The 15218-nt window shown below is 46.5% G+C and carries 9 protein-coding genes; 8 read left to right on the forward strand and 1 reads right to left on the reverse strand.

What is annotated here, in order from left to right:
* The first annotated feature begins 214 nt into the window (after window positions 1-214).
* The gene (locus ACO0K1_RS04185; RefSeq protein ID WP_423023003.1) at window positions 215-1903 is read left to right on the forward strand and encodes a peptide chain release factor 3; all 1689 of its coding nucleotides are present in this window, start codon (window positions 215-217) and stop codon (window positions 1901-1903) included.
* 531 nt (window positions 1904-2434) lie between these two features.
* Here ACO0K1_RS04185 and ACO0K1_RS04190 read toward each other — a convergent pair.
* Window positions 2435-3193, reverse strand: a complete 759-nt coding sequence (locus ACO0K1_RS04190; RefSeq protein WP_423023005.1) for a YoaK family protein — start codon at window positions 3191-3193, stop codon at window positions 2435-2437.
* A gap of 1084 nt (window positions 3194-4277) precedes the next feature.
* Here ACO0K1_RS04190 and ACO0K1_RS04195 point away from each other — a divergent pair.
* The 7 genes from ACO0K1_RS04195 (at window position 4278) to ACO0K1_RS04225 (ending at window position 15158) form a co-directional block, all read left to right on the forward strand.
* Window positions 4278-6941, forward strand: coding sequence for a TonB-dependent receptor (locus tag ACO0K1_RS04195; protein WP_423023006.1), 2664 nt, complete (start codon window positions 4278-4280; stop codon window positions 6939-6941).
* 334 nt (window positions 6942-7275) lie between these two features.
* A complete protein-coding gene (locus tag ACO0K1_RS04200; protein ID WP_423023008.1) occupies window positions 7276-9927 on the forward strand; it encodes a TonB-dependent receptor in 2652 nt (883 codons plus the stop codon).
* Window positions 9928-10146: 219 nt separating this feature from the next.
* On the forward strand, window positions 10147-10854 hold the full coding sequence (locus ACO0K1_RS04205; protein WP_423023010.1) for a DUF6445 family protein: 708 nt from the start codon (window positions 10147-10149) through the stop codon (window positions 10852-10854).
* A 472-nt stretch (window positions 10855-11326) separates the two neighbouring features.
* On the forward strand, window positions 11327-12271 hold the full coding sequence (locus ACO0K1_RS04210) for a BadF/BadG/BcrA/BcrD ATPase family protein (RefSeq protein WP_423023012.1): 945 nt from the start codon (window positions 11327-11329) through the stop codon (window positions 12269-12271).
* A 40-nt stretch (window positions 12272-12311) separates the two neighbouring features.
* Entirely contained in the window at window positions 12312-13046 is a 735-nt protein-coding gene (locus ACO0K1_RS04215; RefSeq protein ID WP_423023014.1) for a GntR family transcriptional regulator, read from the forward strand.
* Window positions 13043-14155 (forward strand): N-acetylglucosamine-6-phosphate deacetylase, encoded by a 1113-nt coding sequence (gene nagA, locus ACO0K1_RS04220; protein WP_423023016.1) that lies wholly within the window; start codon window positions 13043-13045, stop codon window positions 14153-14155. The genes ACO0K1_RS04215 and nagA overlap by 4 nt, the downstream gene beginning before the upstream one ends.
* The gene (locus ACO0K1_RS04225; RefSeq protein WP_423023089.1) at window positions 14148-15158 is read left to right on the forward strand and encodes an SIS domain-containing protein; all 1011 of its coding nucleotides are present in this window, start codon (window positions 14148-14150) and stop codon (window positions 15156-15158) included. The genes nagA and ACO0K1_RS04225 overlap by 8 nt, the downstream gene beginning before the upstream one ends.
* Window positions 15159-15218: the final 60 nt, after the last annotated feature.

Raw genomic sequence — 15218 nt, forward strand, 5'->3', positions numbered from 1 at the left:
ATCCTCTATCTTTCTTGTGAGAATTAAACTAGGTAAAAATTGCCTTAGTGCATTTTTATTTGGTGTTGCTGTATAAAGTGTCATTAAGACAAGAAATTTTTGTCAGAAAAGCCCGAATTCTATGACTTAGATTGGCGCTCATTCGACTTCGGGCGCAATACCAGCTAAACTTGCACGTTTTTCCTCCATTTTTGCGGCAGCTGCAATGAACACCATGAACGAATCCTCAGGCGACAGTCCTCAATCTGCACCAGAATCAGCGGTAGACACAACGCTTGAGTCTGCGAACGCTACTCCGCCATCCAACGATCTGATTAGCCGCGAAGTAGCGCGTCGCCGCACGTTCGGTATTATTTCGCATCCGGATGCGGGTAAAACAACGCTCACTGAAAAACTACTGATGTTTTCCGGTGCGATTCAATTGGCGGGCACCGTCAAGGCGCGCAAGAGCGGTCGTCACGCTACTTCTGACTGGATGGAGATTGAAAAGCAACGCGGTATCTCGGTTGCTTCGTCAGTGATGCAGTTCGAATACCGTGATCACGTCGTTAATTTGCTTGATACACCTGGGCATCAGGATTTCTCTGAAGATACCTATCGCGTATTAACCGCGGTCGATTCGGCGCTGATGGTGATTGATGCTGCTAAAGGTGTGGAAGAGCAAACGATCAAATTGCTCAACGTTTGCCGTATGCGCAACACGCCTATTATTACGTTCGTCAATAAAATGGACCGCGAAACGCGCGATCCATTAGAACTGTTGGATGAACTGGAATCTGTGTTGAAGATTCAGTGCGCCCCAGTGACCTGGCCGATCGGCATGGGTAAGACATTCCGTGGTGTGTATCACATTCTGAAGGACGAAATTTTATTATTTACGCCGGGTAGCGAACGTGCCGATCAAGAATTTGAAGTTATCAAAGGTATTGATAATCCTCGCCTGGTAGACATGTTCCCGCTTGAAATAGAGCAGCTCAAAATGGAAGTCGAATTGGTGCATGGTGCTTCGCATCCATTTAGCCTGGAAGATTTTTTGGCTGGCGTACAAACCCCCGTATTCTTTGGTTCAGCAATCAACAACTTTGGTGTGCGTGAAATTTTGAACGCCTTGTTGGATTGGGCACCGCCACCGTGCGGTCGTGATGCGACTGTGCGTACTGTTGAATCGTGTGAATTACCATTCTCCGGTTTCGTATTCAAGATTCAAGCGAATATGGATCCGGCTCACCGCGATCGCATCGCCTTTTTGCGTGTTTGTTCTGGTCGATTCGAGCGCGGTATGAAGCTCAAGCATTTGCGCTTGAACCGCGAAATCAAAGTGTCCTCTGTGGTGACATTTATGGCGTCTTCTCGCGAGCAGGTCGAAGAGGCATACGCAGGTGACATTATTGGTTTGCCGAATCACGGGAATATGCAAATTGGCGATAGTTTTTCTGAAGGCGAGTTACTGCAATTTACTGGCATTCCCTATTTTGCGCCGGATTTTTTTCGCACAGCGCGTATTTTGAATCCGCTCAAAATCAAGCAATTGCAAAAAGGCTTACAGCAATTGGGTGAAGAGGGCGCGGTCCAGGTGTTTAAACCCGTTGTTAGTAGCGATTTAGTACTTGGCGCAGTTGGCGTGTTGCAGTTTGAAGTGGTGGCAAGTCGCCTCAAAAACGAATACGGTGTTGATGCTGTGTTTGAAGGTACCAGCATCAGCAGTGCGCGTTGGATCACTTGTGATGACAAGAAAATGATGGCTGATTTTGAGCGCTCCGCAGCGGGTGCCAATATTGCCTATGACGCTGCTGGCAACATGGCTTACCTTGCAACATCCGGGGTTAACCTGAAATTGACGCAAGAACGTTGGCCTGGCATTACTTTCCACGCGACGCGTGAACACGCTGCAAAATTAAGCTGATGGACTATTGATCGACGTTATTGTTTAAGCTGAGATGATCCAATTTTTGTAGATCCTGTTCCGCAAAGGTGTCCTAATGTTCGCTGTATTGCATCGTTATTGCGTTAGTTTTAAGTTGGTTTTGCGTTAGTTTTGCGTGATTTTTAATATGTAAAACGATCGCTCTTTATAGGGCCAAGCCGGGTGTTACCCGGCAGTCATTTAGCTTTGTTGTGTCACCAGGAAAGCTAAGCCAAAGAAGGAGACGCGCGGATACCATTACTGCGTGTCGGCACAATTTGTGCGTCACATAAAGCGGGAAAGAATTTATGCTCACTGCGCTCAGACAAAGTCACTTTCTGAGCCGATTTCCGTAAAGCACAAATTGCTTAGAGTTGCTTTGTATAAAGCGGAGAAAATCAAAAGCGATATTGCCGCGGAAACGGGTACTCAATCCTAGGGCGTGTGCATATTCCCCCGCGCTGTAAATATGCTTGCGAGAGTTTGGTGGGTTGAAACCGTCCAACTTAACGGTATCTGCTGACGATTATTTTATTTTTGGGGGTGTGACTTTAGCCATTGTTTTATATTTGGTGCTAAAGAGAGAATAATCAGGGCTATCGATAATGGCAAAGTCGAGATAAATCCTAAGTGCTTAAAGGCCGATGCCCCCAGCACACCGCCGATGAAAAATGCGCCGACCAACATCAGATGCAAACGCAATTTGTCCAGATTTGCGCCCACCTCTTCTTCTGGATGAAATTCATCCTTAGTTTTGTTCCAGTAAACTAATTTACCAAGTTCTATACCGATATCGGTGACTAATCCGGTGACGTGGGTAGTGCGGATTTCTGCGTGAGAAATTTTTGTAATCAACGCATTTTGCAAGCCCATTGTGTAACACAGTAACACAGTTGTGAACGAGACGGTAATGACTTCGTGTTCTTGTAATTCGGTGCCGATGAGACCAAATATCAGCAATAACAAAGCTTCGAATAATAAGACAGGCGTGTAAATGTATGGCAGACGATTACGCTTCGCAAAATTGACGATGAGTGCGGTACACGCAGCACCACTTGCAAAGCTGAGCAAAGAAAATAGCGCGGCCATCGCAGGTAATATTCTGCCGAGAACTAAATCATCTGTTGCAGCAGCTAGCATGCCTGTCATGTGGGAAGTGTATTGACCCACGGCTAAGAAACCACCTGCATTTAAGGCGCCTGCAACTGCTGCCAAAGTTACCCCAAGATGGAGATTGGCGCGTGCCGAACGTTTTGGTGCGGTTAATTCTGACAGGTAATTGATAGGCATACGATGGCAATCATTCATCCATGACAATTTGGACTTTAGTGTAGCCGAGATCATCTCATTCTGTGGTGGTAGAGGGGTCTTCACATTTAACTTTATTTGATTTCTCGCATACTTTCTGAGATGAGAAAGGTTCTCACTTTATGCGGAGACGCATTTAGTCGCGAAAAATTCCCAATTGAGATTGGACATTTGTTTCATAACTAGCGTGTTACCAACCTTCATACTGGCATGAGATTGTGTGCATTTATCTTCAATTCGCAAAAAACAAGTTCATAGAAGGTTTGAAAAATGCAATACCACTTAGATACTAATATTGTGATTATGTATTTGGTGCTTCGTCTTTTTTCAAGACCTTTAGCGCTCGCTTCACGATGTGAGAGTTCTCACACCAATCGATAAGTATCTCAACAATTATTTTTATTGAAATTTAAATGTTCTTCGGAGCAGGCGTGATTTTTATGACGTTTGAAGTATCGACAGAAAAATTTACAAGCATTAAATCGCCGCGATGCGGGAATCAGCAAGTTAATATGCGTTAATTGAATATGCATCCATGTTTGTTGGAAAAACTAAACAGACCACTTCATCGATGGCATGTATTTAATTTAAATAAATTCTTTTTAAAACAATGACTTAATCCATATTATTGATCAATATAATTAATACCAATGTCAGTCATGTTAATACCACGTAGATACCGCTTGACAACCACTTTTGCCATCCTTAAAGTGAGGCTCATTCGAAAGTTTGTAAGATTTTGTTTCTTGTTATCAGAATAAGAATTGAAAAACTTCGAATCAAAATGAGTAAAAAAATAGTTAAAGCTCATTTTTTATGCGGGTGCATTCAGCGGGATTTTTGGAATGTACCTGGCAGATTGAGCGGCATTTTCCATATGCTTGGTTCGCTTAACTGTTGAGCAAATTCGGGTAAAAGTACTGTTGTACTTGAGTTTGTAGTGGCATCTAAGTGGATTTGCTGGTCGTAGGAAAGCTGGTGTTTTGTGTGTCAGTGGGAACTTGTTCTTTAAGTAAATTTGAGTGCTTTGACAAAAAATTGATTTAGAAAAATCTTGGGGGAGTAAATGAAACGTAATTCAACACCTGGTTTGACGCCAATCGCGTCAGCAGTCGCACTGCTGGTAATGAGTGCATCCATGTCTGTGTACGCACAACAGGCTGACCAACCGCAGACACAAGAAGTTGTTGTGACTGGTATCCGTGCAGCGATGCAACAATCCATCAACCAAAAACGTAATGCTGAATCATTGGTTGAAGTTATTACCGCAGAAGATGTGGGCAAGATGCCCGACAAGAACGTTGCCGATTCTTTGCAACGTATTCCAGGCGTGAGCGTTGCAACTGCGGGTGGTACTGAAGGTGGCTTTGGTGAGAATGACCGCGTAGCTCTGCGTGGCACGCCTTCAGCATTGACACTGACAACCTTGAATGGTCATACCGTTTCAAGCGGTGACTGGTACGCAGCGAATATTTCTGGTGGTGGTCGTAGCGTTAGTTACTCTTTATTCCCGTCAGAATTGATCGGCCGTGTGACAGTGTATAAAACCTCCCAGGCAAATCTGGTTGAGGGTGGTGCGGCAGGTAGCGTCGACATCGAAACACGTAAGCCACTGGACTTTAAACAGCAATTGACTGTACAAGGTTCTGCTGAAGCGGTGAACTCTAGTCTGGCAAGCAAAACTAATGGTCAGTTCAGTGGCTTGGTCAACTGGAAAAACGATCAAAATAATTTCGGCTTTTTAGCGCAAGCGTTTGACGAAAAACGCAGCCTGTTGCGTGACGGCCAGGAATTCCTGTGGTGGGATAAAATGCAAGCCGGTTACGATGGTTCCGGTTGGGTTCAGGCACATCCTGAAGTTGTTGGTAAAAACATTTCTTTGCTGACTGGTACATCACAATTCCAACAAGATCGCGAACGTAAAGGCGGTATGTTCGATGCGCAGTTCAAAGTCAACTCCGGTTTGACGTTTGATCTGACGGGCTTCTATTCTCGTCTGGATGCAACGAACATCAACCGCAATATGATGTTCGCACCATACTCAGCAATGACAAATGGCTGGTCTGGTAAGGGCGGTGTAGCGCCATCTGCATGGACGATCGTTGGTAACACCATTACTTCATTGACATTGCCAGCATCTTGCCCAACAGGTTTGGATTGCTCGAGCATGTCGACAACGGTACAAGATATTGCCGTTCGCCCAGGTTCCTACAGTGATTCCAAGTTTGTTAATCTGGATGTGAACTACAAAGCCAGTGATTCTTTGACTTACAACGCAAAAGCGGGTCAAACACAGGGTACTGGTCACACTAGAGATATCGGTTACGAAGTCTGGAATGCGTACAGCGGTGGTAGTATTACATTGTTCGGCTTGAGTCAGCCAGCACAAATCGTTGTGCCAGGATCGAATCAATTGACATACCGTCCAAATGGTCCTATCGGTGGATGGGCATCGGATGTGACGTCAAAAGATAAAGAAACTTATGGTCAAATCGATGGCGCATGGAAAACTGGCAATGATATTTTGCATAGTGTTAACTTCGGTTTCCGTGCCGCATCCCACGCACGTGATTTGACGAATCTGAATGGTACGGTATCAGCAGCCGGCTCCACGATTGCTGGCGCACCAACTGGAGTGACAAGCTTTACTTCTAGTTTGCCAAATGTTTTGAATAATTCCTGGACAATGACTGGTGATTCGGTCACGGCTTGGGCGAATAAAAACGTTACATTCAATAGCCACTCCTATCAATCCGAGTTCAAGATTCAAGAAGACGTGCAAGCTGCTTATGCAATGGCGAACTTTAATACCGAAAAAGTTTCAGGTAACTTTGGTGTTCGTTTAGTGAGTACGAAAGAACATGTAGAAAATGGTTCACCAAACACTACATGGGCGCCGATTGTGACTGAAAATTCTTACACAGATATTTTGCCAAGTGCAAACTTCCGTGTTGAGTTGACTAACAATCTGGTAAGTCGTTTCGCAGTAAGCCGCACCATGGCGCGTCCTGACTTCGGTCAACTCGCTTCTCTGACATTGCTTGATACGCAAATGACTGGGTCAGGTGGTAATCCAAATCTGAAACCTGTGCGTTCAACCAACTTTGATGCTGGTATTGAATGGTATTTCGCACCTAAATCTATGTTGTCCGCAGGTGTGTTCGATATGTCGATGGATTCCTATGTCACATATGGTTCCTTTGTTCAGTCGTTCTACAACAATGCACAAAAACAAAACACCAACTACAACATGAGTGCTGCGTTGAATACGACAGCAGAAGTGAAGGGCTTGGAATTGTCTTACGTGCAGGACATCGGTCACGGCTTCGGCGCGAACGTGAACTACACCTATGCTGATGGTAAAGAAACTGGTAAAGCACCAGGATCTGCATGTGCGACAACAGGCGATTGCAGCATGGTTGGTACCTCCAAGAATTCGTACAATCTTGGCGGTTACTATGAAGATCAAAAGTTCAGTGTTCGTCTGCAATACAGCTACCGTTCTGCATTCTTGAATGGTCTGGATCGTAACAGCGCGATTTACCAAGATGCAGTTGGTACCGTGTCTGCTTCAGTGAACTACAACCTGACAGACAACATCAGCTTGTCCCTGGAAGGTAAGGATCTGAACAATCCAATGTTGAAGTCTTACGCAACGACACCAGATCAACCACGTGCTTTCTACAAGAATGGCCGTCAGGTGTATTTCGGTATCCGTGCAAAACTGTAATCTGACTACCCGTCATGATGACGGTGTAAGTTAATGTAGCCATAAATTGGCGGAGCTCACTCTGCTCCGCCAATTTTTTTTCAGAGTTTATTCCATTGGTAATTTGTTGAGCTAGCGATGGAATAGGTTTTGTAAAGTGATTTTTCTGGTTCGTTTTTTGTAAAATTGATCTTGAAAAGTGCGTACATTTGGCGTCAAGAAAATTTACTTAATGAGTAATGAGTAATGAGTAATGAGTAATGAGTAATGAGTAATGAGTAATGAGTAATGCGTAATGCGTAATGAGTAAGCGGTCGTACTTTAAAAATAATTGATAAAAATTTTGGGGGAGCAAATGCAACGTAATTTAAAACCTGGTCTGACGCCGATCGCTTCAGCAGTTGCGCTGTTGGTCATGAGCGCGTCGATGTCCGTTTCCGCGCAACAAACTGATCAACCGCAGACACAGGAAGTGGTTGTAACGGGTATTCGCGCCTCGATGCAGAACGCGATTAATATTAAGCGAAATTCTAATTCCGTCGTTGATGCTGTATCTGCAGAAGATATCGGCAAAATGCCTGATACTGATGTCGGTGAATCCTTGGGCCGTGTTCCTGGTGTTTCTGTTGGACGTGCATTTGGACAAGGCGCGTCGGTTTCTGTGCGTGGCTCAGATCCCCAAATGACATACACTACATTGAACGGTCAGACGATTGCGTCGACCGGTTGGTATGATCAGCAATCGATTGATCGTTCCTTCAATTATTCTCTATTGCCGTCAGAGTTGATCGGTGGGATGGAAGTCTACAAATCCTCTCAGGCAGATTTGACCGAAGGTGGTATCGGCGGTACCGTGATTGTCAAAACCCGCAAACCACTGGATTTGCCAGCAGGTTCAGCGTTTATCGGGACTAAGTTAGGTAAAGGCTCGGTAAGTACGCAGTTAGACAAAGATATTTCCGGTCTCTACAGCTGGAAAAATGAAGCAAACACATTTGGCGTCTTAGTTGGTGGTGCAATCGAACGTGGTGAATATATTCGTCGCGGTATTGAATCTGATACGACCTGGTCTGGCGACGTTGAACCGACCACTTTTGTGCAAGACCGCAAGCGTCAGGCATTGAACTTAAATTTGCAGGCACGCCCAACAAAAGATATCGATCTTGGACTGAATTACATGAAGTTGAAGCTCGACGGCGATAACTCCAATACCAGCCAATATATTTTCCAAAATACATTTGATCCGACAACTAATTTAGGTTTCAATAACTGCAAAGTAACGAACGCTGCAGGTGTATGTACGTCCAGCACGACGACTGCTGCGACGGCAAATGATGCATTCTTGCAGACGTGGGCGCGTAAAGCCAAGATGAGTTCGGATAGTCTAATCTTGAATGGCACTTTCAAGGGTGACGGTTTTAAACTGGATGCGGTTGCAGGCACGACAAAAGCAGATGGTGGCACATCAGAAACCACCAATTACAGCTATTACACAGGCGATACATCCGGGCCTAATTTGCCAAGATGGACTGGTAATGTCAATGCAGCAGGTAAGCAAATTATTCTGACGCCGACATCCCCACAAGGCGTTACGCTAGCGAATTTGCCGGCAACCGTGGGACCTGCTGGTGCATGGGCAACTTCCAGCGGCCCGAACAGCGACAAAGAAAATTATGCGCAAGCAGATTTGTTGTTGAATCTGGATTGGCCGAGTGGAATTTCTTCCTTCAAAACTGGTTTCCGCGTATCCGATCATACGTTTGAAAAAAGCTCCTACCGTGGTAACTTCTTAGCCAATGCGATCAATGCGCCGACAGGTAGTTTGTACAGCGGTACGATTGCGATGGGTCTGAATGGTTGGACAAGCCCTAAACCGAATATCGATGCAATGATGGCCAATACCAATCAAAACATCACTAGCTGGACTTACGACCGCAGTGGCTACGGCAAGTTAGAAGAAAAAAACACCGCACTTTACGGTATGTTCAACTTCGAAAAAGAGCAATGGCACGGCAACTTCGGCGCGCGTTATATTGGTACTGATGTAACTGGAACAGGCTACGTATTTGATGGTAGCCCTCAGGCGGCGGGCGATATTGGTAATAATGCTGGCTGGAGTAATAAACTGGCGACACAGAGTGCCAAATATCACGATATATTGCCAAGCCTGAATCTTGCCTACGATCTGAATAAAAATACGATTTTGCGTTTGGCTGCGTCACAAGCGATTACTCGTCCTAATTTTGACAACATGTTCCTCGCCAGCGAGTCGAATTACCAGGATGGCGTCGCAGGTAATGAAACGATGACTTACGGTAGTGTCGCCTTGAAGCCGATGAAATCGACGCAGTTAGATCTGAGCGTTGAGTACTACTATGGTAAAGGCAATTTAATCTCATTGACGTACTTCCATAAAGATATTAATAACTTCATCACCACAGTCACCCAAGTCAATCAGAGCATTGGTGTTGTGAGCCCAGATAGTGGCAAAGATAGCTGGACGGTGAATCATTACGTCAATGCCGGTGGTGGAAAAATTGATGGACTGGAAGCCCAGATCAATCACGCCTTTGATAACGGGTTCGGTGTGGTCGCTAACTACACCTTATCGAATGCAACGGCGCCAGCAAGTAGCTATCAAGATCAGTTGAATGTCTTTACACAGTCGTCAAAAAATAACGTGAACTTGCTCGGATACTGGGAAAGTCCAAAGTATTTTGTGCGTGCTGCTTACAACTGGCGTTCTCAATACATGATTCGTGAAACCGGTTGGTATGGTAATCGTATGCATGACGCCTATGGCACCTTGGATGCAAGTATCGGCTGGAATATCACTGACAAGGTTCGCTTGACCTTGGAAGCGACCAACCTGTTGAAAGCGGATGATATTCAATACGGTGCAGCGGCAACGACGACTACGGTGAAGCCTTCATTGCAAATTGGTTATCCAGCATGGTCTTTCATGGGTGAAACGACATACCGCGTAAGCCTGAGTGCTAAGTTCTAATTGAAGTCTGGTGCGTTAGTTTAGTGTGCTGGTTTAGTGCAATAAATAGCCTGCTAAATAGTCTTCTAAATAGTCTGCTTGCGTCGAGCAGACTATTTAACGCCGATGATTCTACCGGACGTGCACGCTGAAGGTGCTCTAGTCGCTTGGTTTTTTCTTGCGTGTGGCAATAATTTGCGTATTGCCGTTGTTGAAATTGCACCTGAATTTTGGAGTCTTATGGATCCTCTATTTGCCATTCGCATGCCCCCCGTGATTGAATCAGTCACGATTGGTGAGCATCACGCGTTGGTCATCGATGATTTTTTACAGAATCCAATGGTGATGAAAGAGATCGCGGCACGAAGTCAATTCAGCGCCTACCCTGGGGTGCCCGAACGCAAAGGTTATCCAGGCCTGCGTGCCAGAGCGCCTGAAGATTATTCTAGCGCGTTGACGGCATTGTCAGAGCAGATCATCAAAGTCAATTTTGACGTGCCGATTGAATTGGGAATCCGAAAAAGCATTTGTATGTATTCGCTGACGACGACACCACCCGATGAATTAGGACCATTGCAGTGTACGCCGCATTTTGATGCCAGTACGCCGCATCACATGGCTGTGTTGTTATATCTCTGCGATCAGCAACATGGTGGTACCGGGTTTTATCGACACAATGCAACCGGTTTTCAGCAAATTACAGCAGAAAATCGCGAGCATTATCTCGATACCTATTACGAAGAAATGAATGCAAAACGGCCGCTGCAAAGGTATTTTGATGATTCGAATGATCAGTTCACTTTTTTGGGGATGATTCCAGCAAAATTTAATCGTCTCGTTGTCTATAGAGGAAGTTTGTTGCATTCGGCATGTATTAACCCGGCGATCAGCATTAATCCTGATCCGCTGCCCGGCCGTTTAACGGTAAATACTTTTTACGATTTTTAACTTGATGCAGGACGTTTTTACGTCGGCATTGCGAACATCGGATTCAGGGTTTTGGTTTATCAGGTGTTTTTTTTGGGACTTGTTCGTCGGATGTCAGGACAGTTTATCGACAAAAAAACAGGTGAGAAGACGGTCGCTGTTGGCGCGTCATTTCTTTCATTTAAGACCAGTAGTAACCATTAGTAACCAGTGGTAATCACTGGTAATGAGACATAGAAAAAGATGTGCAGCAGCCTGGTCTTTCTGATGTTTTGTGAGCGTTGAGAACGCATTGCGTATGGAGAGTATCGGGCTGGAATTGAACCGCAATAAAAAGTAAAGAGGTATGCATCCTTCGTCTCAATTCGATACAATACCACTTAAATACCTATTGACAACCACTACTAATAAACTTTACAGTGAAGACCTTAAGTTTAACAGAACTTCATTTGTAAATTATGTTTCCGATAATTTGCACGTAATTAATATATTAATGAATAATTCATCCACCTCACAGCTAGATTTGGCCGTTTCAAAAAACACGACGCAAGACGAAAAGGCGTCAGCGATCACCTTTCTGATTGGCGTGGACGGCGGCGGTACTGGCACGCGAGTGGTGTTAGCTGATCGCAATGGGATAGAATTGGCTCGTGGCGTCGGCGGTCCATCTGGTCTGGTACATGGTCGACAAAATGCGTGGAATACGATTTTGAGTGCAATGAAGGACGCTTTTAAACTAGCGGGACTGGATTTGCCGGCATTGTCGTCATTGGCGATAGGTTGCGGTTTGGCGGGCGTGAATAATGTGCAATGGGCCGAGGAATTCATATCCTTGAATCCTGGCTTCGCGACGCTGGTCGCCGAGACCGATGCCTACACCACGTTGGTGGGGGCGCACGCGGGGCAGCCTGGTGTTGTGATTGCCCTCGGAACCGGTAGTGTTGGTGAAGTATTGCAGGCTGATGGTCAGCGCAGGGAAGTCGGTGGTTGGGGCTTTCCTGTGAGCGATGAAGCGAGCGGTGCATGGCTGGGAATGCAAGCCGTCAATCACTTGCAACGGACACTCGATGGTCGCGCCACCGTGAATCCATTTTCAGTGGCGGTTTTAGCACATTGTGGCGGTGACAAAAATGCTGTTTTTGACTGGCTGGCAAGTGCAAATCAAACCCGCTATGCAGAGCTGGCACCATTGGTGATTCGCTTTTCGACTGAGGTTGAGGTCGCACGCAATATTATGCTGGCAGCAGGTCGCGAAGTGCAGGCAATGGCAACCGCGTTGGATTCAAGCGGACAGTTGCCAATCGCTTTGTGCGGCGGCCTGGCGTCGCCATTAAGCTATTATTTACCAACGGAATTGCAGCAACGAATACAGAAGCCGCAGGGTGATTCTGCGAGTGGCGCTTTGATTTTGATTCAACATCATTTGCGAAATAAATAACAACTTCATCTGCAAAAAATATAAAACAGAGAGACAAAACATGCTGGCACAATTGAACGATTTTAAGCCTGATAGCGATAGTTCTACGCCTTTGTATCTACAACTGGCAAATAAGCTAGCCAATGGAATTCATAGTGGACAGTGGCAACCCGATGAGGCACTGCCTTCTGAACGTATGTTGTCGGAGGTGCTGCAGATTTCCCGCGTGACTGCACGCAAAGCGATTGATATGCTATGCGAACGCGGCTTACTGACCCGTAAGCATGGCTCCGGTACTTACATTACACCGAAGCTGGAACAGCCGCTGTCACGCTTAACCAACTTCAGTGAAGAACTGCGTCAACGCGGTTTTGTACCGGGGTCGCGCTGGATATCGCGTGAAACCGGGATTGCATCACCAGAAGAAATTTTGTCTTTAGGCTTGTCACCCAATACGGTGGTTTCAAGACTCAAGCGTTTGCGTACTGCAGATAATGTCGTGATGGCGATCGAAAGTACGACCGTACCAGCGATGTATATGCCAAATCCTAAATTGGTTACTGATAGTTTGTACGGCTATCTGGAATCACACAATGTCGCACCGACCCGTGCGCTCCAGCATATCCGCGCGGTGAATGCGACACCGGAACAAGCGAGACTGGCGGACATCAAGCAGGGGGCGGCAATGTTGTTCATTACCCGTGTTGCCTACTTGCCAAATGGGTCTGCGATTGAACTGTCACATTCGTATTGCCGTAGCGATTATTATGACTTCGTAGCGGAGTTGTTCAGATGAGTTTGAATCAACAATTGCAAGGAAAAATCCTGACGCCGGACGGCTGGATTGTTGGTGATATTCAGTTTGCTGACAGAATTGAGGCAATTCATCAGCGTGATTTGTCTGCCGACCCAGATTATTTTATTCTGCCAGGTTTCGTTGATTTGCATGTCCACGGCGCTGGCGGCAAAGACACCATGGAAGCTGGTGATGCCGTGCAAGTGATTGCGCGGCAACATGCGCAGCATGGCACCACGAGTTTACTCGCGACGACCATGACAGCGCCGATGGCCGATATCGAAGCCGCATTGCGTGCGATACAGCCATCGATCACAGAGCGTCCTCAGGGAGCGGCGCGCGTTTTGGGTGTGCATCTGGAAGGGCCATATATCAATCCAGGTAAGCTGGGCGCTCAGCCTGATTTTGCCGATATAGGTTCGTTGGCGCAAGTAAAGCATCTGGATGCCATCGCGCCGATTAAATTGATCACTGTTGCGCCAGAAATGGCGGGGCATTTGCAATTGATCCGCGAGTTAAGTGCGTTGGGCATGCAGGTGCAAATTGGTCATACGTTGGGAACCTATGAAGAAGGTGTGGCGGCATTAGACAACGGCGCTAAAGGATTTACGCATCTGTATAACGCGATGTCACGTCTCGATCACCGTGCTCCAGGTATGGTCGGTGCGGCGTTAGCACACGCCGAATTTTCTGAAATTATTCCTGATTTATTACACGTTCATCCCGGTGCAATTAAGGCGGCGATGCGCGCGATTCCTCATTTATATTGCGTTACTGATTCTACGGCTGCTTCAGGCATGCCTGACGGTCAATATATGTTAGGTCGTCAGATTGTGCATAAATGTCTGGGCGGTGTTCGCCTTGAAGATGGCACTCTCGCTGGCAGTACCCTGACCATGGATCAGGCCTTGCGCAATTTAGTCAGTATCGGACTCGACCTTGAAGACGCTTCTAAGCGAGTTTCTACGTATGCCGCTGATTATCTCGGATTATCTGAACGTGGCCGCTTACAAGCGGGTGCGTTTGCCGACCTCGTTGTGCTGGATCGTCAGCTCAACCTCATTGCCGTGTATGTAGAAGGAGAAAAGATTGACCTCGCAAATGCTTAAAGAAGCGTGTTCCTCAGGGGAACGTGTCGCTTATCAATTAACACAAGAACGTGATCGCTACGCGGAGCTCGGCGCGCATTTGCGTGCTAATCCGCCGTCCGCCGTGGTGACGGTCGCTCGCGGTAGTTCAGATCACGCGGCGAACTACGCCGCCTATCTGATTATGCAGCGCTTGGGTCGTATCGTCGCCTCCTTGCCAATGTCATTGATCACTTTGAATAAAGCGCCGTTGTTGGCAAAAGATGCATTGGCGATTGCCATTTCGCAGTCGGGTCAAAGCCCCGACGTGGTTGAGCCGATCTCTTATTTCTCGCAAGGTGGCGCAACGACCGTTGCTCTCGTCAATGATGCGACTTCACCATTGGCGCAAGCTGCACAATGGACGATGCCTTTGCATGCCGGCCCTGAATTAAGCGTGGCTGCAACAAAAAGTTTTATCACATCACTGGTTGCTGGTGCGCGCCTCGCTGGCCATTGGCAAAATGATGCCGCATTTTTGGATGCCATCGAACAATTGCCTGAAGCCTTGAATGCAGCCACCAAATTGGATTGGTCGCCCGCATTGGATGTGCTGACACCTGCACAACGCATTATGGTAGTAGGGCGTGGTATCAGTTTCCCGGTTGCGCTCGAATCGGCGTTGAAGTTCAAAGAAACATCGGTGATTCAGGCGGAAGCGTTTAGTGGCGCAGAAATTAAACACGGCCCGATGGCGCTGATTCATGATGGTTATCCATTGTTAATTTTTGCAACCCGTGGCCCTGCACAAGATGGCTTGATCAAATTGGCCGAAGAAATGCGTGGTCGTGGTGCGAATGTGTTGCTAGCTGCACCGGACAACATTAAAGAGCGCAATCTGACCTTGCCTGTGGCAGCGACACCTGATCTCGATCCTATCGTTGCTATCCAGGCGTTTTATGTGATGGCAGCACATTTGTCAGTCGCACGTGGTCTTGATCCTGATAAGCCACGTCATCTGAGCAAAGTGACTAAAACGAATTAAACCGGCCCGTTGTTGTCAGTTTGAATTCAAATTTTTTTAATGTTTAAAAATATACTCCCC

Origin of the sequence: Undibacterium sp. SXout20W (assembly GCF_049340285.1) — a bacterium.
Classification (GTDB): Bacteria; Pseudomonadota; Gammaproteobacteria; order Burkholderiales; family Burkholderiaceae_D; genus Undibacterium.